At 36.4% G+C, this 20,440-nt stretch carries 23 protein-coding genes; 11 read left to right on the forward strand and 12 right to left on the reverse strand.

The genetic code is table 11. The annotated features are described in order from the left end of the window. Positions 1-2 precede the first annotated feature (2 nt). Positions 3-185: a hypothetical protein gene (locus HNR27_RS17065; RefSeq protein ID WP_212920656.1), complete on the reverse strand. Its 183-nt coding sequence runs from the start codon at positions 183-185 to the stop codon at positions 3-5. A 237-nt stretch (positions 186-422) separates the two neighbouring features. Further along, positions 423-857 (reverse strand): DUF4064 domain-containing protein, encoded by a 435-nt coding sequence (locus HNR27_RS17070; protein ID WP_212920655.1) that lies wholly within the window; start codon positions 855-857, stop codon positions 423-425. A 148-nt stretch (positions 858-1,005) separates the two neighbouring features. On the opposite strand from HNR27_RS17070, the gene HNR27_RS17075 reads away from it, so the two are divergent. Then, positions 1,006-2,157 (forward strand): thiolase family protein, encoded by a 1,152-nt coding sequence (locus HNR27_RS17075; protein ID WP_429340585.1) that lies wholly within the window; start codon positions 1,006-1,008, stop codon positions 2,155-2,157. A gap of 184 nt (positions 2,158-2,341) precedes the next feature. Next, entirely contained in the window at positions 2,342-3,517 is a 1,176-nt protein-coding gene (locus tag HNR27_RS17080) for a CapA family protein (protein WP_429340586.1), read from the forward strand. Between the two features lie 49 nt (positions 3,518-3,566). On the opposite strand, the gene HNR27_RS17085 is transcribed toward HNR27_RS17080, so the two are convergent. Then, positions 3,567-4,259 (reverse strand): DUF1129 family protein, encoded by a 693-nt coding sequence (locus tag HNR27_RS17085; RefSeq protein ID WP_212920652.1) that lies wholly within the window; start codon positions 4,257-4,259, stop codon positions 3,567-3,569. Next, the gene (locus HNR27_RS17090) at positions 4,256-4,591 is read right to left on the reverse strand and encodes a PadR family transcriptional regulator (protein ID WP_212920651.1); all 336 of its coding nucleotides are present in this window, start codon (positions 4,589-4,591) and stop codon (positions 4,256-4,258) included. Before HNR27_RS17090 ends, HNR27_RS17085 begins: the two co-directional genes overlap by 4 nt. A gap of 182 nt (positions 4,592-4,773) precedes the next feature. On the opposite strand from HNR27_RS17090, the gene HNR27_RS17095 reads away from it, so the two are divergent. Further along, positions 4,774-5,601, forward strand: coding sequence for a DUF368 domain-containing protein (locus HNR27_RS17095; protein WP_429340587.1), 828 nt, complete (start codon positions 4,774-4,776; stop codon positions 5,599-5,601). A 56-nt stretch (positions 5,602-5,657) separates the two neighbouring features. Beyond that, the gene (locus HNR27_RS17100) at positions 5,658-5,978 is read left to right on the forward strand and encodes a thioredoxin family protein (RefSeq protein ID WP_212920649.1); all 321 of its coding nucleotides are present in this window, start codon (positions 5,658-5,660) and stop codon (positions 5,976-5,978) included. A 46-nt stretch (positions 5,979-6,024) separates the two neighbouring features. On the opposite strand, the gene HNR27_RS17105 is transcribed toward HNR27_RS17100, so the two are convergent. Further along, positions 6,025-6,666 carry a VOC family protein gene (locus tag HNR27_RS17105; protein ID WP_429340588.1) on the reverse strand — a complete coding sequence of 214 codons (642 nt, stop codon included), beginning with the start codon at positions 6,664-6,666 and terminating at the stop codon, positions 6,025-6,027. Positions 6,667-6,809: 143 nt separating this feature from the next. On the opposite strand from HNR27_RS17105, the gene HNR27_RS17110 reads away from it, so the two are divergent. The 3 genes from HNR27_RS17110 to HNR27_RS17120 all read left to right on the forward strand — a co-directional run bounded on the left by HNR27_RS17110 (position 6,810) and on the right by HNR27_RS17120 (position 9,651). Continuing rightward, on the forward strand, positions 6,810-7,496 hold the full coding sequence (locus HNR27_RS17110) for a response regulator transcription factor (RefSeq protein ID WP_429340589.1): 687 nt from the start codon (positions 6,810-6,812) through the stop codon (positions 7,494-7,496). Between the two features lies 1 nt (position 7,497). Further along, positions 7,498-8,835: a sensor histidine kinase gene (locus tag HNR27_RS17115; protein WP_429340590.1), complete on the forward strand. Its 1,338-nt coding sequence runs from the start codon at positions 7,498-7,500 to the stop codon at positions 8,833-8,835. Between the two features lie 90 nt (positions 8,836-8,925). Continuing rightward, positions 8,926-9,651 (forward strand): PepSY domain-containing protein, encoded by a 726-nt coding sequence (locus tag HNR27_RS17120; RefSeq protein WP_429340591.1) that lies wholly within the window; start codon positions 8,926-8,928, stop codon positions 9,649-9,651. Between the two features lie 78 nt (positions 9,652-9,729). On the opposite strand, the gene HNR27_RS17125 is transcribed toward HNR27_RS17120, so the two are convergent. The 5 genes from HNR27_RS17125 to HNR27_RS17145 all read right to left on the reverse strand — a co-directional run bounded on the left by HNR27_RS17125 (position 9,730) and on the right by HNR27_RS17145 (position 14,827). After that, complete coding sequence (locus HNR27_RS17125; RefSeq protein WP_429340592.1) at positions 9,730-11,310, reverse strand: bifunctional metallophosphatase/5'-nucleotidase; 1,581 nt, start codon at positions 11,308-11,310, stop codon at positions 9,730-9,732. A 72-nt stretch (positions 11,311-11,382) separates the two neighbouring features. Further along, positions 11,383-12,183 carry a phosphonate ABC transporter, permease protein PhnE gene (gene phnE / locus HNR27_RS17130; RefSeq protein WP_212920643.1) on the reverse strand — a complete coding sequence of 267 codons (801 nt, stop codon included), beginning with the start codon at positions 12,181-12,183 and terminating at the stop codon, positions 11,383-11,385. Next, complete coding sequence (phnE, locus tag HNR27_RS17135) at positions 12,183-12,995, reverse strand: phosphonate ABC transporter, permease protein PhnE (protein WP_429340593.1); 813 nt, start codon at positions 12,993-12,995, stop codon at positions 12,183-12,185. Before phnE (HNR27_RS17135) ends, phnE (HNR27_RS17130) begins: the two co-directional genes overlap by 1 nt. After that, positions 12,995-13,768 carry a phosphonate ABC transporter ATP-binding protein gene (gene phnC, locus HNR27_RS17140; protein ID WP_212920641.1) on the reverse strand — a complete coding sequence of 258 codons (774 nt, stop codon included), beginning with the start codon at positions 13,766-13,768 and terminating at the stop codon, positions 12,995-12,997. Before phnC ends, phnE (HNR27_RS17135) begins: the two co-directional genes overlap by 1 nt. Positions 13,769-13,885: 117 nt before the next feature. Further along, positions 13,886-14,827, reverse strand: coding sequence for a phosphate/phosphite/phosphonate ABC transporter substrate-binding protein (locus HNR27_RS17145; protein WP_429340594.1), 942 nt, complete (start codon positions 14,825-14,827; stop codon positions 13,886-13,888). Positions 14,828-15,065: 238 nt separating this feature from the next. Between HNR27_RS17145 and HNR27_RS17150 the strand changes: the two genes are divergently transcribed. The 4 genes from HNR27_RS17150 to HNR27_RS17165 all read left to right on the forward strand — a co-directional run bounded on the left by HNR27_RS17150 (position 15,066) and on the right by HNR27_RS17165 (position 18,476). Then, positions 15,066-15,764: an ABC transporter ATP-binding protein gene (locus tag HNR27_RS17150; RefSeq protein ID WP_212920639.1), complete on the forward strand. Its 699-nt coding sequence runs from the start codon at positions 15,066-15,068 to the stop codon at positions 15,762-15,764. Beyond that, on the forward strand, positions 15,761-17,161 hold the full coding sequence (locus HNR27_RS17155; protein WP_429340595.1) for a hypothetical protein: 1,401 nt from the start codon (positions 15,761-15,763) through the stop codon (positions 17,159-17,161). Before HNR27_RS17150 ends, HNR27_RS17155 begins: the two co-directional genes overlap by 4 nt. Positions 17,162-17,246: 85 nt before the next feature. Continuing rightward, the gene (locus tag HNR27_RS17160; protein WP_212920637.1) at positions 17,247-17,618 is read left to right on the forward strand and encodes a YppG family protein; all 372 of its coding nucleotides are present in this window, start codon (positions 17,247-17,249) and stop codon (positions 17,616-17,618) included. Between the two features lie 135 nt (positions 17,619-17,753). After that, positions 17,754-18,476 (forward strand): alpha/beta hydrolase, encoded by a 723-nt coding sequence (locus HNR27_RS17165; protein ID WP_429340596.1) that lies wholly within the window; start codon positions 17,754-17,756, stop codon positions 18,474-18,476. Between the two features lie 77 nt (positions 18,477-18,553). Here HNR27_RS17165 and HNR27_RS17170 read toward each other — a convergent pair whose 3' ends face one another. Then, positions 18,554-19,408: a DegV family protein gene (locus tag HNR27_RS17170; RefSeq protein ID WP_429340597.1), complete on the reverse strand. Its 855-nt coding sequence runs from the start codon at positions 19,406-19,408 to the stop codon at positions 18,554-18,556. 70 nt (positions 19,409-19,478) lie between these two features. Continuing rightward, complete coding sequence (locus HNR27_RS17175) at positions 19,479-20,387, reverse strand: DMT family transporter (protein WP_212920634.1); 909 nt, start codon at positions 20,385-20,387, stop codon at positions 19,479-19,481. Between the last annotated feature and the right edge of the window lie 53 nt (positions 20,388-20,440).

Consider the following 20,440-nt stretch of genomic DNA (forward strand, 5'->3'; position numbering starts at 1 on the left):
GTTTACTTCCTTCTTTTCGGAGTTTTCTCATCAGGAATATATTTCGTAAAATAAGCTGCGAAGATGAGGCATATTAAAGTTAGCCCCCAAGAGGCAGCTCCAGTCCATTGGGAATCAATTCGTAATCCCAAGACTAATATTACTACACTTATGGCAATGAAAACTGCCGTTAAATATCGCTTCATGTTAACACCTCAAAGGAGATATCTTGATTCACAAGTAAAATAGGACGAAGCTTTATTTTATCTCGCTTGAATACCACATAGCTACTTGTCTTTTGATTTTTAATGTAGAATTCATCCCTTATAATACTCTTTAAACGAAAAATATGGGAATAAGAATCCTACAGATTATAGATTCACTTTATTATATACTACTTTATCAAACGTGTGTGAGTAGTATTTCCTATCATTTTGGACCTATTACTCCTCGATTAGTGTCTTTGGCTTTCTAGCCAAGCATAGGATACCGGCAATTAGGAATAAGATTCCACTTAGTATACCTCCACCAAGTGTTACGATGACATAAATGACTCCAGTTGCAATAAAAATAATACCTGCAGCGATTGGATTTTTATTACCCTTTAGTAATACCATGGCTACAATACCTAAAATGATTGCTAATATCGGCATGATAACAAGTAATGGTCCGCCACCTGCCAAATTTAAATTAAATGCTTCCTGGATGATATCCATATCATCCGCTGTGAATTCCATCTCGTTTTGGTTTTCGGTAATAAAATCATAAAGATAATCCTTGTTATTCTCCATCCAAAGACGTAATGCTCCAATTAAGACAGAGAATACATAAAAAACAGTTCCGATAATACCGAGTGTTACTTCAGCTGTTCGTTTCATACCATTTCCCCCTAAATTATTTTGATACTTTAAATACGATTTTACCTTATTTTGGTTTCAATTATAAGTATATTTTCACCAACCCTCAAATTTATAGAATTGTATGAAAATACTTCGTATAATGGGAGGAAAGGGTAGGAGTGATGAAATGCGAGAAGTTGTAATCATAGATGGCGTTCGTACAGCGGTGGGTCGTAAAGGAGGTGCGCTAGCTAATGTTCGTTCAGACGACTTGGCAGCACTTACGTTAGAGGCATTAATCGATCGAACAAAATTAGATAAAAGTGAAGTGGAGGACGTTATATTAGGGTGTGTCACACAGATGAATGAGCAAGGAGGAAATATAGCAAGGACAGCAGCTTTAATTGCAGGTTTTCCAATAACAGTTCCTGGTGTTACTATTGATCGTCAATGTGGTTCAAGTCAGCAGGCAATACATTTTGGTTCGCAAGCGATTGCGGCAGGTGATATGGATGTCGTGATTGCTGGTGGTGTAGAAAGTATGTCTCGCTCACCGATGTTTGCGAACATGGGCACAAGCAAACCAAGTCCGAGACTTATGAGTAAATATGAAATTGTTAATCAAGGTGTTTCCGCTGAAAAGATTGCTGATAGATGGGGATTTACAAGAGAGGAATTAGATTTGTATTCCTTAAAAAGCCATGAAAAATCATTAAAAGCATTAAGGGAAGGGCGATTTAATGCTGAAATAGTGCCTATAAGCATTGACAATGAGGAGGGTGTTAACCTTATTTTTTCAGAAGATGAGGGACCTAGAATGAATACTTCTTTCGATGCTCTCGCTCAGTTAAAACCGGTATTTCAGGAAAATGGAAAAATAACAGCAGGAAACTCGAGTCAGATGAGTGACGGTGCAAGTGCGGTATTGCTTATGTCGGGAGAGAAGGCAAAGGAATTAGGTTTAAAACCAAAGGCAAGAATTGTCGCAAGATCTGTTATCGGTTCGGATCCGACTCTTATGCTAACAGGACCGATAGAGGCGACAAAGCTAGTGTTACGGAAAGCAGGGCTTACGATTACAGATATGGATTGCTACGAAGTAAACGAAGCATTTGCACCAGTGCCGATGGCATGGTTGACAGAAATAGGGGCAGACCCCGATAAGCTAAATGTAAATGGTGGAGCAATTGCACTTGGGCACCCACTAGGTGCGACTGGTACAAAGTTAATGACGACCTTGCTATATGAATTAGAACGGATAAATGGGAGATATGGTTTATTAGCTATATGTGAGGGAATGGGAATGGCAAATGCGACGATAATCGAACGGATTAATTAAGTATGAACGACCACTCAAGGGTAAGGGTGGTCGTTTTCTAATGAATGTAGAAAAGGTACTTATGCATATTAATATTACTGGTGTTGGACTTGCTGTAGAAATTTGAGGATTTTTAAGACATAAGGAACTTTATCTTACAATACTATGGTATGATTTAGTAAAAAAGAAAGAGGAGCTTTTGCCTATGTTCAGGGGGAAAATAAAAGGGCTAGTTGTAATTTTGTTTTTAAGTATATTTGTGGTTTCCTGTGGTGATCTTGAAGGGAATAACGACCATGGAAGAACTGCAGGCTCCCATTCAAAGAAAAAATTGGAAGTAGAAGAGCCAAAAGAACCTATCAATATAAAACACGAGATAACAATTTCGGCAATCGGAGATATTCTTATCCATAACAGTGTTTATGAGGATGCCAGAAATGATGATGGCGGATATGATTTTAAACCTATGCTAGAGCGGGTAAAGCCTTTCCTAAGTGATACAACCATCACGATAGCTAATCAAGAAACGATGATTGGAGGAACGGAGCTAGGATTATCCTCCTATCCATCCTTTAATAGTCCTATTGAGGTAGGTGATGCCCTGAAATGGGCTGGAATCGATGTCGTTACTTTGGCGAATAATCATACATTGGATAGAGGAGAAGCGGCAATCCAAAATGCCATTAAGCATTGGGAAACAATTGATATGATGTATACAGGTGCCTATAAGAATGAACAAGATCAGAAAACAATAAGAATTTACGATACAGAGGAAGGGATTTCGGTTGCTTTCTTATCGTATACTTACGGAACGAACGGGATTCCTGTGCCAATCGGAAAGGATTATTTAGTTAATTTAATTGACCAAAAGCTAATCGAAATGGATATTGAGGAAGCAAAGGAAAAAGCAGATGTAGTCATTGTTAGTCTTCACTTTGGAAATGAATATGAACGAATGCCTAACCAATCTCAAAAGGATCTTGTCCAATTTGTTGCAGATCTAGGGGTAGATGTCGTATTAGGACACCATCCTCATGTTCTACAGCCAGTCGATTGGGTTACCGGTGAGCAAGGAAATAAGACCTTAGTAATTTATTCTTTAGGTAATTTTCTATCTGGTCAGAATGAATATTATCGCCAAGTTGGTGGAATCGTAAAGTTTACTGTTACCAAAACCATGGAGAATGGAGAAGCATCTGTAAGGGTACACACACCTAAATTTCTCCCAACCTATGTGAAATATAATAATTGGCAGGATTTTGAGGTTATTCCAATGTATCAATTGGCAGATAGTGATTTACCTAATGCAGATCAAAGATATAAAGAAATAAAAGCACATATGTCTCAGTGGATACCTGATCTAAAATTTATAGAAAAATAGTATAAAATATGGAAGGGTAGAATAAAGGGAGCTAACTTATTAGTTCCCTTTATTTTGTAATTCGGTACTTTTTATTTAACACCCATGAGATGATAAGCAGGATAAAACCGATACCCGCGAATAGTATGACCGGTATTCTCATCTCAAGGCCAAAAGTAGGCATAAAGACATTAATCATCACCATTATCCCTATAAAGAGAGTACAAACAATCCATATTTGTAGGAATTCAACCCATTTCTTTTTTACTTTTTCATTAAAGGTAGAAGATTTAATCCATTTTAATATAAGTTTTACAAAACAATAGATGAGAAATAAGTCAATTAGGATATTAACAATGGCAGAGCCTAAAGAGATTTCTACATCATTTGAACCCATATGAAATACATTATTAAAGAAGAATCCTAATGTACCATAAGTTAAACTCATTATTCCTAGTAGATTTATTAGGAGATAAGCTCCAAAAACCAATGAAACGGATTTCTTTTCACCCGGAATTTCTTCAATGATTTCATCGCAGTATTGTTTAATATTATCACCGAAAATATCGTGAGCCGACTTGCCTTCAGATTGTGCAGCTACAAAATGCTCCAATAGTTCCAGTAACACCTCTTCGGTTTGTTGCTCAGATTTATTTGTGTTTGTTCGAATATAGACAAGCATGTCCTCATATATTTTTTTGTTTTCTTCGGTTAATTTTTCTCGTAATCGGTTATTTATCTTTAAAATATCCTTCGCATTCATGATAATGTTCCTCCTTTTTTTAAGATACTATCAACTGGAAGCTTGATACTTTCCCATTGCATAATAAACTGTTTTAGAGCTCCTTTTCCTTCATCTGTTAGGTGATAATATTTTCTTTTTGGTCCTACTTCTGAATGTTGCATCGTGCCTTGTATGAGCTGCTCTTTCTGCAAACGCAACAACAATGGATAGATGGAACCCTCACTTACATCGGATAGCCCGAATTCTTGTAATTTAACGGATAGCTCATAGCCATAAGTTGGTTGTTGATGAATTATTGCTAGGATGCAACCCTCCAAAACTCCTTTAAGCAATTGACTTCTTAATGACAAACTTCTCACCTACCTTGTAAAGCAAGTTACTAATCAAATAATATTGCTACCTTGCTATGCAAAGTAGCCGATATTTAAAGTATAAAGCTTTTTCTATAAAATGCAAGAACTTTTTGGTATGCTTATAAATAAGTGATTTAGTAAAGCATAAATAAAACGTAAAAACATGGGAGAATTTAATTATGGAATGGAAAAACATTTACCGAGGATTGATTATGGGAGCTAGCGACGTGATACCAGGAGTGAGTGGTGGAACTATCGCTGTGCTTTTGGGAATATATGACAGATTGATTGCTGCTATTAATGGAATATTTAGCAAGGATTGGAAGAAGCATTTTGGTTTTCTTATTCCGTTAGGCATTGGAATGGGTACAGCTGTTCTGTTGCTAAGTAGAATAATTGAGTGGTTATTTGAACACTATCCAGATCCCACGAAATTTTTCTTCCTAGGACTTATTATTGGGATATTACCATATTTGTTTCGACAAGCAGATGTAAAGCTGAATTTCAAAGTGAATCATTACATATCACTCCTTGTGGGCGCTGTAGCTGTTGGTTCGATGCTATTTCTTAAGGAAAGAGAAGGTATAATAATTGAAGAGATGACATTACCGATCTATCTACTATTGTTTTTTTCAGCATTTATTGCGAGTGCTGCTATGATATTACCGGGGATAAGTGGCTCCTTCATTTTGCTCGTAATTGGAGTATACCCAGTTGTAATTGGTGCAATAAGTAATTTACAGCTTGATATTCTTGCTGTTGTTGGTATAGGGATTGTAATTGGGATTCTTACAATGAGTAAAATTATTAATTATTTTTTAGAGCATTATCGCAATGCAACATTTGCAATCATTATTGGCCTAGTCATTGGTTCAATTTTCGTTGTATTTCCAGGGTGGCCATCAAGTACTTCCATTGTACTTTTAAGTGTTGCTTCGTTTGCTATCGGCCTATTCGTGGCATATATTTTAGGAAAAGTAGAGTATACGGATGAAAGCAAACTATAGGACAAACGTTTGTATTATGGATACAATAAGGCTAAGTGAAGAAAGGAGAGTTACACATGGAATATATTCAAACAATGGACAAGTTTAATGAAGTAATTAGTAGTGATAAGCCAGTTATTATTAAGTTCTTTGCAGATTGGTGCCCGGATTGTAAGCGCATGGATATGTTTATTGATGGGATATTAGAAGAATTTAAGAATTATGAGTGGTATGAAGTAAATACAGATGAGTTAAAGGGAATTGCAGAAAAATATGAAGTAATGGGCATTCCGAGTATTCTTATTTTCCAAAATGGTGAAAAGCTAGCACATCAACATAGTGCATACACGAAAACTCCTGAATCAGTAACAGAATTCTTACATCAACAATTAGGTTAAGTATTTAACTTACTAAAAAAGAGAATGTTCATGAACATTCTCTTTTTTATATGAGCTGAAAGGATAATGGGCCACTTTCTTGAAAAACAATTTTTGTATTTTGTAAGGTAAATTGGTTGGTAAAGCTCCTTCTATTTTTAAGTTGATATATAGTTGAGAAGGTTGCTTTATCTACTCCACTATAATTTATATTCATGATAGCTTGCTGGTTAGCTAGACTATTTGCTGTAGGAGCAGGTCCATTCCATTCAATGAGAAAAGGTAGCATTGTTTCTTCTACATTATAGGAAGGAAACAGCATACGCCAGGACAGCAAACTACCATCGGGTTTCTTCCTTTCACCGTGAAAAGGCCCAGAAAACGGAATTTGATTATCGTTGAAATGCTGAATATAATCATCCATCTGATTTGTCCTAAGGGCAAATTGAAAAGGTCCGTGTCGCCCCTTATCGACCATATATACTAAATGTTGTATTAAAGGGTTATCACTCTTCTTCGCCTTATCATAATCACGAATACCTAACCATTCGATATAAGCTTCATTAGAAAAATATGCTAGATAATTATAGGTTCCCCAATTTTCGTGTTCCCCACCCTTAACGGCTTTTATGGCAAATTGTTTATTGTAGGCAACACTATCTTTTTCGGCGTTTCTTCCTGCAATAACAATATGATCTAGTGCTAGCATGTTGATCCCACCCCAATTTTTTATTCTTTCATTATTTACTTATTCATTGGAAAAAGCAATTAATTGAGCAGGTATTTTTCTCATTACTTTTTAATGTTTCGGTGGTATAGTAAAACCAAAAGAACGGATAAGTAGGTGTGCATATGGGACAACCAACAATTTTAATAGTTGAAGATGAGGAAAAGCTAAGCCGAGTCTTACAGCTAGAGTTAGAATACGAGAATTATCATACAGCAATTGCGAATAATGGAAAAGATGCTCTTCGTTTAATGGAGGAGAAAGACTGGGATTTGGTGCTTTTAGATATTATGATTCCTGAATTGAGTGGATTAGAAGTACTACGAAGAATAAGACGAACGGATGAAAATACTCCAATCATTTTATTAACAGCAAGGGATGCCGTTCATGATAAGGTAAGTGGACTCGATTTAGGGGCGAATGACTATGTCACGAAACCATTTCAAATTGAGGAATTGCTTGCTAGAATTCGTGTTCATCTAAGAAAACCGGTTGAAAGGAAAATGCAGAAGGATATGCTTTCAGTTGGTGATTTGATGGTTGACCTTGCAGGGCATGAGGTAAGAAGAGATGGCAACCTATTAGAACTGACTCCTAGGGAATATGATTTACTCGTATGTTTGTTAAAAAATAAAAATATCGTTCTTACACGTGACCAATTAATCGAACAGGTTTGGGGATACGACTATTTTGGTGAAACGAATGTAGTAGATGTATATGTTCGTTATTTAAGACAAAAGGTTGACAAAGGATATCCTAAATCCTACATTCAAACGGTCCGTGGCGTTGGATATACGATAAAGGATCAGTAATATGAAACTACGGACGAAAATTCAATTATTCACTAGTATTTTCATGCTAGTATTAATCTTATTAATCAATACATCCATTTATTTTCTGTTTTATAAAAACTCGGTGGATAGTGAAATCAAAGAGCTAGCAGAACAAACGGTTACAATTGTATCAACCATAAATAATAATCCAGATATTCCACCAACAGAGCTACTAAAAGCTTTCTTGCCTGCCGATGGAATGATACGGGTTTTTCCTAAGGAAGGAGATCCTTTAGTTCACACAAAAACCAAGGAATATATTGATTTGCCAGGCAGCTATTCAAAAGCTGAGAAAAGGGAAGTAATAACCATTAACGGAAAAAGGTTTGCTACTGTGTCTAAACCAATCATATGGAATACAGGTGATGTGGTAACCATACAAATGACGAAGGAATTAGTATCGTTGTCCGAAAATATGAGAATCCTAATTTATGTACTTAGCATTGCTTCAGTGATGATTATTATTCCAATAGTGATTGCTGGTAATATTTTAGCGAGATTTTTACTACTTCCTATCAAATCTCTTATCAGTACGATGAAGGAAAATATGAAACATGGAAAGTGGAAGAAAATTAAAGTAAAGAACCGCTCCAAAGATGAATTACATGAAATGGAAGAGACCTTTAATGATATGATTGATTACTTAAAAGAGAATTATGAAATGCAGGAAATTTTTGTTTCCGATGCATCTCATGAGTTAAAGACCCCAATTTCGATTATTAAAAGCTATGCACAATTATTAGCACGTAGAGGTAAAGATAATCCTGAGCTTATACACGAATCGGTTGAAGCGATTGGAACAGAAGCAGATAGAATGCAAAAGCTAGTTGAACAATTACTTGCATTAGCTAAAAATAAGGAAGTCTTACATCAAGAAAAAATTAACTTGTCAGTGCTGTTAGAGGATTCAATTGGGGTTTTTGTCAGAGCATATCATCGTGAAATACCATTTCAATGTGAAAAAGCTTTATTTGTAAATGCCAATCGAGACCAATTAAAGCAAGTATTTTATATTTTGATAGACAATGCACTTAAATACAGTGAAGAACAAGTAGATGTAAGCATAGATGAAATAGGAAATAATGTTGTCGTACAAGTCATTGACTATGGTACTGGAATACCTGATTCAGAGCAAGAGCGGATTTTCGAACGTTTCTATCGTGTCGATAAGGCAAGAAGCCGCAATACCGGTGGAACAGGCTTAGGTCTTGCAATCGCTAATACCATCATAACAGCACACGGCGGAACACTCTCTGTAACAAGTAAACTAGGAGAGGGATCAACTTTTTCAGTTATACTTCCGGCCTTTGATGAATAATTTTTTCTCACCAAATTCTAATCTTTCTCTCACAAGGATTTCATTCTAGTTGGTTATGATGGATATAACAAAGAACGGGAGGTAAAGGCAATGAAAAAGAAAGTAGTAATAACAATAGCAAGTGTTGTGGTTGCGTCCTTATTAGGCTTTGGTTTATACCATACAAATGCAGCGCAGGCTGACCCGAAATTGACAAGAGCAGAGATTGAAGAACTAGTTTCTGCACAGTATCCTGGAACAATTACAGAAATTGAATTAGATAAAAGCTTTAATCGTGTAGTTTATGAAGTGGAAGTAGAAGGAAATGGTAAGAAATACGAGATTAAATTAGACGGTAATACAGGTGAGATCCTTCAGTTAGAAGAGGAAGTGCTAAAAGTAACTACACAAAATTCAACCGACTTATCCATAAAGGATAAAGCAAATACAGAAGATAGCAAATCTGAAAAGGGTGAAACTAGTACGGATGTAGATAAAGATAAAATAAACGGGAATGATTCCAAAGCAGAAGAGCAGAAGCAGGATGATACAAAATCCGAAGAAAAGCAGCAGGATAACGGGATAAAAGTGGCGATTGATTATCAAACAGCCAAAAAAATTGCTCTTGCTGAGTTCGATGGAATAATTACGGAGCTGCAATTGGATGAAGATGATGGTCGTTATATTTATGAAGTCGAAATTGAGGGACCAACTGGTGAAGCGGAATTAGATATTGATGCTAACACTGGAGAAATCATCTCCATCTCCATTGATACCGAACTTGGGGACATTGGTAAAAATGGCAATTCAAATGGTCAAAGCGATGATTTAGATTAATGGAAGTTTTTAACTAAACAAAAAGGGTCATCTTGGTACAACGAGTATCTGTTGTACCAAGATGACCCTTTTTATTTATTATAAATTAGGCTTTACCGAGAAATTACGAATAACTTCTGCCTTCACTGTTGGATGCTTCTCAAAATAAGCAAGAATTAATTCGACCATGTCTTGTTGAATCTCCTTTATGATAGGTCTATTCTTAAACATATCATAGTCTCCTCCACCATTTGCGCGGTAATTATTCATTACGACATGGTACCTGCCATCCTCCTTCAAAGCATCCCCCTTGTATGTGATATTCTCAATCCTGGAACCTAGTGGTTTGGATACATTGATAGTGTAGTTTATTCCTTCCCACATATCATAGTTATAATGCTGTGGCTTTGGTGTTACATAGGTTGGATTTACTGTAATGGTTCCATCCTCATCCAAAATGAAATAATCGGCACTCTTTTCTAGAGCTAATTTAATGTCCTGACCACTTAGCTCTAATACGGTTAACGTATTCGGATACATATAATTAGATACAATATCACGCATGGTCACAACCGGTTGAAAGCCTTTGGAATCATTATTAAGTAAGGCTGTAACTGAAATATCCGCACCGCTTGCTTCCATCTGAACGTTTTGAATAAATTGGATGAAAGGATGCTTATCAACTCTCGCTTTAAATGGATCCTTGATGGTCATATCGCCATCCACATATCCTGTTGGTTGATCTAGCCATTCCTGAGTAGATGCCTCTAGCTCAGACATATAGGAAATTATATCTTCATCTGCTGGAACATCACCAACTTCATTAATATTTGCTATCTTTTTGATTACCTTCCATGTATCATCAACTTGCGCGAACTCTACGTCGATTGCTCCATACATAATTCCGTTATTACCAGGCTGAGCAACGAGAACGCCATTTATTTCACCAGTTAGAATACGATGCTGGTGGCCGGTTAATAGAATGTCGATTCCTTCTATTTCCTGGCACATAGCATAGCCCTGATTTTCACCTGTTAATGCCTCAGTTGGTTCACCAGATTCGATATCCCGTTCGAAACCCCCATGATAGGACGCAATTACTAAGTGTGGCTTTTCAACCTGTTGGATATACTTAACCCAATATTTTAACGTCTCAAGTGCATCTTTAAATTGTATTCCCTCGATATGTGCGGGGGATTCCCAATTTGGAATATAATGTGTCGTTACGCCAACAATTGCGATTCGTAACCCGTTTTCAAGTGTTTTGATGCAATATGGCTTGCCGAAATAAGGTTCATCATCTTCATTTACCAAATTAGCTGACAGCCATGGATAATTCGATTCATGAATCGCATCTAATAGAACTTTCTTTCCAAAGTTAAATTCGTGGTTTCCGATAACACCTGCATCAATTCCTATTCGATTCATGATTCCAATCATCGGATTTTCTTTGTCAGTATGTGATTTTACATAATGAGTCATAAGTGGTGTGCCTTGAATGAGATCGCCATTGTCCAGAACTAAGACATGTTGATTTTCCGCGCGCACTTGTTTCACAATAGAAGCGTATTTAGCCAGACCCAGATTACTAGGAGCATTTGTCCCATATAATAGTGGCATCGCATTTCCATGAATATCACTCGTATAGATGATTCTTAATGTTGTCTGATTTTTCACCATGTACATCCCTTTCTACATAGAAGAAACGAAATTAAAGAGGGTACCTTCTTCAATTTCGTTTCCGTAAAGTACTTATACTATTTTACGTCTAATTTTTGCAGATGCAAAGTCAATAATCGTCACGACAATGACAATTGCTAATAAGATCATTCCCATCTCATTCCAATTACGGTTACTAGAGGCGAATATAATCATGGTTCCTATCCCCCCAGCACCTACAATACCGAGAATGGAAGAAGCACGAATATCTACTTCAAAGCGATAAATCGCATAAGATAAAAATTCCGGAGTGATTTGTGGTAAAACACCATAGAAAAGTATTTGGATTTTATTTGCTCCGTTTGCTTCCATTGCTTGAACAACTTCCATGTCAATCGATTCAATAATCTCGGAGAACATTTTTCCGAGCATACCAGTAGAACCAATGGCAATAGCTAAGACCCCAGCAAATGCATTTGGCCCTACAGCAACTACAAATAGAATAGCCAAAATTAAATCCGGAAAAGCACGGATTGCAGATAATATCCATTTGCCAACCGTTGAAACTGCTTTACCGCCCATCATATTTTTTGCTGCTAAGAAGGATAATGGAATAGCCAGGATAGCAGCCATCAATGATCCCGCAAAGGCGATAAATACCGTTTCTAGCATGGCAAGGCCAACCTTACCTGCAGCAGCCCAATCTGGACTAAATAATTTCGGGATGACACGATGGAAGTTGTCAATTGAGCGCTCTATGGCACGACCCCAATCAATATCGATATTTTTAAACGTCCATACATATAGTGCAATTACCAAGATGGTAATTATAATTGCTCTAATTTTTTTGAATAACGACTTTTCCGGCTTTGGAGGTAATTGAAGCTTTTCCATTAGAGCAATGCCTCCCTTAATTTATTGCTTATATATTCAATAATTAGTACGGTCACAAATATTACAATGATAATCGTCATTGCATTCGGATAGTTATAGAATTTAAGCTGTTGGTTCAATACTAAGCCAATTCCACCTGCCCCAACCATACCAAGCACAACTGATGCACGAATATTAATCTCAAAGACATAAAGTACTAAGGATGTAAATTGTGGCAGAACCTGTGGAACTAGCGCATACCAAATCACCTGAAATACGTTGCCACCAGATGCGCGCATTGCCTCTAAAGGATTCATGTCTACTGATTCAATTGTCTCGCTAATTAGCTTTGCAAGAATACCAAGTGAGAAAACGGTAAGTGCCAATATTCCTGGAAAAATACCAATACCGAATAAGCCAACGAAAATAACCGCTAATACTAAATCAGGAATCGTACGCAATAGGTTCAAAATAGTTCTTGTTAAATAATACAATGGCTTAAAGGTTGTGATATTTTGCGCAGAAAGCACGGCTAATGGAACAGTTAAAATAGCTGCAATGGTTGTTGCAATGATAGCCATTTGAATAGTTTGCATCATGGCCTTCCATATTTTTGGTATTACGGAAAAGTCCGGTGGGAAAAACTTTTCCATAACGCGATACATATTTTCTAGTGCACCACCTAATCCGCCGACCATATCCCTTTGTGTCCAGACCATGCTAAATATATAAATTCCTAGAACTACAAAAAAGATAATGGTCACTTGCAGCTTTGTTTTAGCGGGGTATAGCGGTATGGATTTATTTGTTAAGGAGTGTGTTTCGTTAGTCACTATTCCTCTGCCCCCCCACGCAAGTCATCCTCACGAATAGAACGGCCATAAATTTCTTCAAATGTCTTTTCAGATACTTCAGCAACTGGTCCATCGAAAACAACTTCACCTGCACGCATTCCGATAATACGGTCAGCATATTCCATGGCCATATCAATGAAGTGTAAGTTTACAATGGTGGTAATATTATCTTCCTTATTGATTTTTCTCAAATAAGTCATCACCTGATGGGAAGTAGGTGGGTCAAGTGATGCAACAGGTTCATCCGCTAAAATATATTTTGGTTTTTGGGTTAGAACTCGGGCGATACTAACACGCTGCTGCTGACCACCACTCAATTCATCCGCACGATTATAAATCTTTTCTTCAATATTAACACGCTTTAGGCTTTCATATGCTAATGCTTTATCCTCATTGGAGTACAAGTTAAAGATCGAACGTAATGTTCCTGTATGTCCTAAGCGACCTGCTAGCACGTTTTTAAATACATTCGAGCGTTTTACTAGATTATAGTTTTGGAAAATCATTCCGACTTTTGTGCGGAGCTTGCGAAGATTGCCACTATGATAGTTTAAGATATCTTCACCATCTACTAAAAGGGAGCCAGAGGTAGGAGTTACTAAACGGTTAATACTACGGATAAACGTAGACTTGCCTGCACCTGATAATCCAACTATAACAACAAATTCTCCGTCATTGATTTTCACATTTATATTTTTTAAACCTTCTGTTCCATTGGGATAGACAAGGCCTACATTCTTAAATTCTATCATTCCAAATCCTCCATTATAGGCGTGTAATTTTCTTTATTGTATCATCCTTAAGTGCTATCTAACATGATAAAAGGGAAGTTACGTACCCTTCCCTTTTATTTCTATATATCTTGTATATTAGTCTAGTTCAACAGAATCTTTGAATTTCGCATACGTATCTTTAACAACCTGATATTCCTCATCGGAAGCTTCATCAATTGCGTTCCAGTTGTATACATCATTCATGATTTTAATCATATCAGGATCATCATTAAAAGATAGGAAAGTATCCTTTACTTTTTGAACAAAATCTTTATCAAGTTCTTTTGTAACAGAAATCGTGTCATTTGGAATATCATCGGTATAATCTAATACTTTTAACTTTTCCATGATGTCTGGATATTCCTTCTCAAGGTCAGTACGAACATCGTCAAATGTAGTTGCGACATCAGCATCACCCTCATAAACGGCGATTGCTGCATTATCGTGTCCACCCGTAGGGGTTGTACCTCCAAAGAAATCTGCTAATTCTTCTGGAGATTCAAGATCAAATTTTTCCATCAGCTGGTTTGCAGGGAATAGATAACCAGAAGTTGAACCTTGGTCAGCATATGCCCAAATTTTACCTTTTAGGTCCTCTAGACTGTTGATACCGGAATCAGCACGTACTAGATACTGTGCTTTGTATGTACCTGATCCGTTACGCATAGATTTTAAGATTACTTCTACATCGTATTGTTCTTTTGCAAGCACATAACCGAATGCAGGGATGAAACCGATATGTACTTGATTGGCACCCATTGCTTCAACTAGAGCATTGTAGTCAGTCATTACTTGGCTCTTAACCTTGATACCTAGTTTTTCACCTAAACGATCTGCTAATGGTGCTACAGTATCAGCAATTGTATCAGAATCTTGAGAAGGTACAAAGCCGATTACGAGTGTATCGGGAATCATTCCTTTACTTGAGTCTCCATTAGATGATTTGTCTGATGATTTTTTGTTATCATCAGCACCTCCACATGCTGCCAGTACAAGTGCTAAACCAAGGATAAGCACTAGACTATAAAGTTTCTTCATTGTGACCCTCCTATGAATAATTAAGTTATAATATTTACCTTTCTCTATAATTAAATAACAAATTGCTAGAAAATGCTAGACTTTTTTTAATGAATTTACACCTTTTTTACATTATTTGAAGAAAAAAATACTATTTTTGAGTATGTATCATTCGGATTTTTCTTTAATTAGTATGTATTAATTACTATTTTGAAACCTTTTTTGGGGAAATTACGTAATTAAGGTGGTGGTGATTAGGATGAAGGTACTAGAGGTTAATCAATTAGATGTCCAAGTGAAGACTACAAAACTGTTAGAACAAATAACATTTTCAATTGATGCCGGTTCTGTTGTGGCACTTCTTGGGCATAACGGTGCAGGTAAATCAACATTAATGAAAACTATCATGGGAATACAAGAAAAATCAGCGGGAGATATCGTGGTACAAGAGGCATATAATCAGGATATCGACTTTTTGAATTACAAAAAACAAATTGCTTTTATTCCTGAAGAACCAATGCTGATGTCTGAGCTTACAGCAATGCAGCATTTTCAGCTATATGGAAAAAGCTATCAGCTTGAGGAAAAAGAGCTAATGGCGCGTGTTGAACGATATGTAAAAGGGTTTGAGCTACAAGACAAGCTAAATGAATACCCAGAATCTCTTTCAAAGGGAATGCGACAAAAGGTGCAAATAATTTGTGCCATGTTACCTGATGTTCCTTTATTACTAATTGATGAACCATTTATGGGTCTTGATATATATGCGGTTGACTTTTTTGAAGCGATGATTGAGGAAAAAATGAAGAACGGAGCCAGTATACTACTTACGACTCACCAGCTTGATCGAGTCAAAAATCTTGCAAATCAATTTATCATGCTACAGGAAGGTAAGTTATTACATAAAGGTCAGGCACAGGAATTTGAGACAATAACAAGGAGAAGTGGAAAGCGATGAGAGGTTTTTCTTCTTGGCATGCCTACTGGTTTATTCGTTTAAATCGTTTCCGAAAGAAAAAAGAAATTAAAAAAAGATTAGTGGCCATGTCCATTGATAAGACAACTGCCTTTTATTTATTGGTTGTTGGGGGCTATTTATTTGCAAGTATTTTTATTTTCAATGACTATTTAGCTATGTATCAAGATGAATTTCTTTTTATTGAGCAGCAAGCAGAAATGCGGTTCTGGCTAATCTTAATGATTGTACCTATACGATATGTTTTTCAAGCGTTTCGATTTCCTGGGCTTTTCATTTCTAGCTCGGAATACCAGTTGGGAATGCTCCCATTTTCCATGAGAAGGATTACCTTGTATATTGCTTTGGAGAAGTGGGTGAAACAGTTTATAAGGTACTTAATGATTGGGGCAATTGTCGTACTATTAACACCAATCAATCCAATTCTGATCTGGTTATACTTTTTTATATTTTGGTTTATTGAAGTTTTAATGACTATCCCACAGTGGAAGCTATTCCAAATGAAATGGTATGTGAAGTTATGTGTGATTAGCGCTCTGCTTCTAATAAACATTGTAGGGACTTTAACAGGCACAACTATTCTATTTAGTGTTCTTATTTTAATTGTAGTATTGCTAAGCAATTTCTATTGGTATGGAAAAATATTTACTAATATTAATTGGGGAAGAGTGACTGAGGTCAACGACTACCTTATATGGAGTATGCCATTAGTAGCTCGGGCAACAAAAACTAAGTTTAAGAGGCAAAGAAGATACAATATATTCCTGAACAGTGCTACGAGGAAAAAGCCTTTCTCCTATACAGAAAGCGCTATTTATAAAAGGCTTTGGCTACAGTACTTTAGGGAAAATATAGAGCTAGTGGTGAAGGTGATTGGTGGTTTACTGTTAGCAATCATCGTCTTGTTCTTTGTCCATGACCTAGCTGTTTTAATAGGAATTGCAATTAGTATTCATGTATTGACAACCTTTATCGCTAGCCTTTATGTGGATAGATTCCATACAGGAATTGTTCAAGTATTACCGTGGAATGTAGATAGTTTTAAACGAACAGTAAATCGCTGGGTTTTAATTGGCTGTATTCCACTGTTTATTCCTATCTTTATTTATTCTTATGCTCGTTTTTCCTGGCATGGAAGCTTATTTATTTTATTACTAATTAGTTTGTTTTTATTTAACTATATCGTTAAGATGGAGAATGCTGCAAAGGTATTAGACAAAAAGCTCGATTCTTCATTAAAGGGCTTTCTATCTTTCCTATTATTAGGGTTTATCTTATTGTGTGAGATCAACCCATATTTTTCACTGGTTTCAATAGGGATTTTTAGTTGGATCTATTTTGAGAAGCGATACTTTGTCAGAAAGAGGTACGGTGTTTAATCGTACTTCTTTTTTTGGACTAAACACATAATAATTAGGAATTGCATAAAGTGAAGTAAAAAGGTAAAAGGAAAGGGTGTGTCATATGAGGCAATTTGGGCAACCTCCATATCCTTATCAAAATTATCAGCAATCATACCAGGATTTACAGCAGCCTTTCCATCCAGCGCAACAAATGCATTTTCAATCGATGCTCCAGCAGCCTAAAACCCCTTTTGAACAATTTTCTAAGCCGAAGCAACCCCAAGATTGGTACGCTAATAACCAAGCTTTACAAGGGAATCTTCAACAAGCCCAAGGATTTCCTCAACCAATTAAAAAGTCGCAGTTCCATGATCAAAATGGTCAGTTGAATTTAGATAAGGTATTGTCCACGGTGAGTCAATTAGCAAATACGTATCATCAAGTATCCCCAATTGTTAAACAGTTTGGAGACTTTATGAAAATATTCCGTTAAGTCCAGATTATGTATAGAAATAGCAAAAGCGGGAATAGGAGAGTTAAGGTAATATTTCATGCAAATTAGGGAAAAAGAAAAAAGACTATTGTACCCAACGCTCTTACGATAGATTTTCATAAAGGAGATTACAACATGATAGGTTGCTTAATTATTCATGGTTTCACTGGAGGACCTCATGAATTAGAACCACTGACGGAGTATTTAAGAGAGAAGACGAATTGGCATATAGCAGTTCCAACTTTACCAGGACATGGAATTAAATTAGCTCTTGAAAATGTTACGTATAAGAGCTGGATTGAAACCGCTGAAGCTTCCTTACAACAATTAAGGGAAAAATACGATGAAATCTATATTATTGGGTTCTCGATGGGGGGAATGATTGCAGCTTATTTAGCTGCAAAATATAAGGTGGATAAGCTAGTATTATTAGCTACAGCTGGTAAATACTTATCATTGAAGCAAATTAGTGTGGATATTGGAACGGTAATCAAGGATGGAGTAATGGGAAGGCTTAGCGAAAATAAGCTATACCGGCACTATAGGCGTAAATTGAGTAGTGTACCACTAAAGGCAAATTTGGAGTTTCTAAAGCTAGTGAGATTGACAAGAAAGTATTTACGTAAGGTGGAATCTCCTGTATTAATTGCTCAAGGTCAGCAAGATAATATGGTACCTTATAAGACTGCCTATTATTTAGATAAGGAGATACCTTCAAAGCGGAAAGAAGTTGTATTTTTTGAGCGATCAAGACATTTAATTTGTCTCGGAAATGACAAAGACACATTAAATAAAATGGTTTATGAGTTTTTGGAAAAGCCAATAGGGATAAAGAATAAGCATTTTGATATGGTATAGGAAAGGGCCCTCCCTATGTCTCTTTAAACCTTTACGGTTATTAGATTTGGGGATGACCCTTTGATTTCGTTATCGATTTAATCTTTAAAGAAAGCAATAACAAGTGCACCTTCTCCACCATAGGTGGAAATTAGTGGACCCATTTCGGTTAAATATGTGCTTTTGAACGTATACTTTTCCTTTATTTCTGAGAGAACAGCTTTTGCTCGTTCCGATGCATTACAATGTGTCATGACTAGAATTTTATCTTCGACTGATTTGGCATATTCTCCTATTTGTTCCACAAATCGCCTTATTGATTTCTTGTCACCACGTACTTTTTCGGAAACTTCAATCGTCCCCTCGTCGCTTCCCTTCATCAAGAGCTTGATGTTTAGAGTTTTAGCAATCGTTCCTTTTACTTTATCCAGTCTCCCACCGAGCACAAGATTTTCCAATGTTTTTAAAACGAAGAGTGTAGCAGTATGTTTAACCATTTTATTTAAATGGCTGACAATCTCTTCGAATGAGAAATTTTCTTGTATCTTTTGATAAGCTTCAAATAACATTAATGCTTGGCCACAGGAGGCTGTTTTTGTATTAATCACTTCTATTTTTCGATTGGGCTCTTCTTCTAATAGTAATTTTTTCCCTGCAACAGCGTTATCATATGTGCTACTTAACCCGCCTGATAGACTAAGCATAATAATAGGTGTAGAAGGATCTACTTGCTTGTAGGCCACATAAAAATCATTTGGACTCGGTGCCGCAGATCGGGGCAATTCCTTTGTTTCTTCGATTTTTTTGTAAAAGGTAGCTAGGTCTAGATCGACACCGCTTTTATACTGCTGATCTCTAAAATTTAAATATAGTGGGATAGTTTTTATATCAATAATTCCGGATAGCTCTTTCGGGATATCTGCTCCACCATCGGTCATTAATTGAATTGTCATGGACTCACCTATTTCTAAATTAGTTGTCTCCTTATTATAACGTGTATTGAATAGTAAAAATAGTTTCAAGTTAGTTATTTTTTTTATGTAGGGTGACATTTGCCTTTCTAGTGGTGCTCATAATAAATAAAAATAAACCAAAAATAACGATAGTACCACCAAGCCACTGAGACCATGTAATTTTTTCATCAAGTATAAAATAAGCGAGTATTGAAGCACCAATTGGCTCAAAAACAATCGCCATACTAATGGTAGATGTACTAAGCCATTTAATCGCCCAGTTGAACAAGCTATGTCCTAGGAAGGTAGGGAATATAGCTAAAGCCAAGAAAATAATCCAATAGTCTACAGAGTAACCTGTAAAGGAATTTGTTAGCAGTAGGTTATATAGAAGTAAGGTAATGGAACTTACTCCATAAACCACAAACGTATATGTCATCAGAGATAGGCGTTTTCGTGCATTTTGACCGGCTAAAAAATATGCTGTGATTGCAATCGCTCCAATAAACGCTAAAATGTCACCGAATAATGCCATTCCACTAATTTGAAAATCACCCCAGCTGATGATCACACTTCCTAAGAGAGCAATCACCATACTAATTATTGCTCCTGGTGTAAATCGCTCTTTAAAGAATAGGTACGTACCGATAAAGGCAAAAATAGGCTGTAGGGTAACTAATACAACAGAGCTAGCGACCGATGTATAATTTAAGGATTCAAACCAAAGTATAAAATGAAAGGCAAGGAAAATACCAGCAAATATCGAAAGTATCCAATCCTTTTTTTCAATACCCTTAAATTCATGGCGATATTTTAGTAACATAAGTGGTGCCATTAGAACGACTGAAAAAAACAGACGATAAAAAGCAATAATAGCTGCAGGTGCATTACCAACTAATTTCACTAGTATTGCTGAAGTTGATACCGAGATAACTCCAATTACAACTGCTATATATGGGTTAAATGGAGGGACTCTCATCTTACTAGCCTCCTAAAATAATATGTATCATTGTAATAAGCTATATTTACTTA

The organism is Ornithinibacillus bavariensis, from assembly GCF_050433565.1.
Classification (GTDB): Bacteria; Bacillota; Bacilli; order Bacillales; family Amphibacillaceae; genus Ornithinibacillus; species Ornithinibacillus bavariensis.

Coding starts and splice junctions, on each gene's coding strand:
- HNR27_RS17065 (WP_212920656.1), bottom strand. CDS start 185: ATGAAGCGATATTTAACGGCAGTTTTCATTGCCATAAGTGTAGTAATA.
- HNR27_RS17070 (WP_212920655.1), bottom strand. CDS start 857: ATGAAACGAACAGCTGAAGTAACACTCGGTATTATCGGAACTGTTTTT.
- HNR27_RS17075 (WP_429340585.1), top strand. CDS start 1,006: ATGCGAGAAGTTGTAATCATAGATGGCGTTCGTACAGCGGTGGGTCGT.
- HNR27_RS17080 (WP_429340586.1), top strand. CDS start 2,342: ATGTTCAGGGGGAAAATAAAAGGGCTAGTTGTAATTTTGTTTTTAAGT.
- HNR27_RS17085 (WP_212920652.1), bottom strand. CDS start 4,259: ATGAATGCGAAGGATATTTTAAAGATAAATAACCGATTACGAGAAAAA.
- HNR27_RS17095 (WP_429340587.1), top strand. CDS start 4,774: ATGGAATGGAAAAACATTTACCGAGGATTGATTATGGGAGCTAGCGAC.
- HNR27_RS17100 (WP_212920649.1), top strand. CDS start 5,658: ATGGAATATATTCAAACAATGGACAAGTTTAATGAAGTAATTAGTAGT.
- HNR27_RS17105 (WP_429340588.1), bottom strand. CDS start 6,666: ATGCTAGCACTAGATCATATTGTTATTGCAGGAAGAAACGCCGAAAAA.
- HNR27_RS17110 (WP_429340589.1), top strand. CDS start 6,810: ATGGGACAACCAACAATTTTAATAGTTGAAGATGAGGAAAAGCTAAGC.
- HNR27_RS17115 (WP_429340590.1), top strand. CDS start 7,498: ATGAAACTACGGACGAAAATTCAATTATTCACTAGTATTTTCATGCTA.
- HNR27_RS17120 (WP_429340591.1), top strand. CDS start 8,926: ATGAAAAAGAAAGTAGTAATAACAATAGCAAGTGTTGTGGTTGCGTCC.
- HNR27_RS17125 (WP_429340592.1), bottom strand. CDS start 11,310: ATGGTGAAAAATCAGACAACATTAAGAATCATCTATACGAGTGATATT.
- phnE (WP_212920643.1), bottom strand. CDS start 12,183: ATGGAAAAGCTTCAATTACCTCCAAAGCCGGAAAAGTCGTTATTCAAA.
- phnC (WP_212920641.1), bottom strand. CDS start 13,768: ATGATAGAATTTAAGAATGTAGGCCTTGTCTATCCCAATGGAACAGAA.
- HNR27_RS17145 (WP_429340594.1), bottom strand. CDS start 14,827: ATGAAGAAACTTTATAGTCTAGTGCTTATCCTTGGTTTAGCACTTGTA.
- HNR27_RS17150 (WP_212920639.1), top strand. CDS start 15,066: ATGAAGGTACTAGAGGTTAATCAATTAGATGTCCAAGTGAAGACTACA.
- HNR27_RS17155 (WP_429340595.1), top strand. CDS start 15,761: ATGAGAGGTTTTTCTTCTTGGCATGCCTACTGGTTTATTCGTTTAAAT.
- HNR27_RS17160 (WP_212920637.1), top strand. CDS start 17,247: ATGAGGCAATTTGGGCAACCTCCATATCCTTATCAAAATTATCAGCAA.
- HNR27_RS17165 (WP_429340596.1), top strand. CDS start 17,754: ATGATAGGTTGCTTAATTATTCATGGTTTCACTGGAGGACCTCATGAA.
- HNR27_RS17170 (WP_429340597.1), bottom strand. CDS start 19,408: ATGACAATTCAATTAATGACCGATGGTGGAGCAGATATCCCGAAAGAG.
- HNR27_RS17175 (WP_212920634.1), bottom strand. CDS start 20,387: ATGAGAGTCCCTCCATTTAACCCATATATAGCAGTTGTAATTGGAGTT.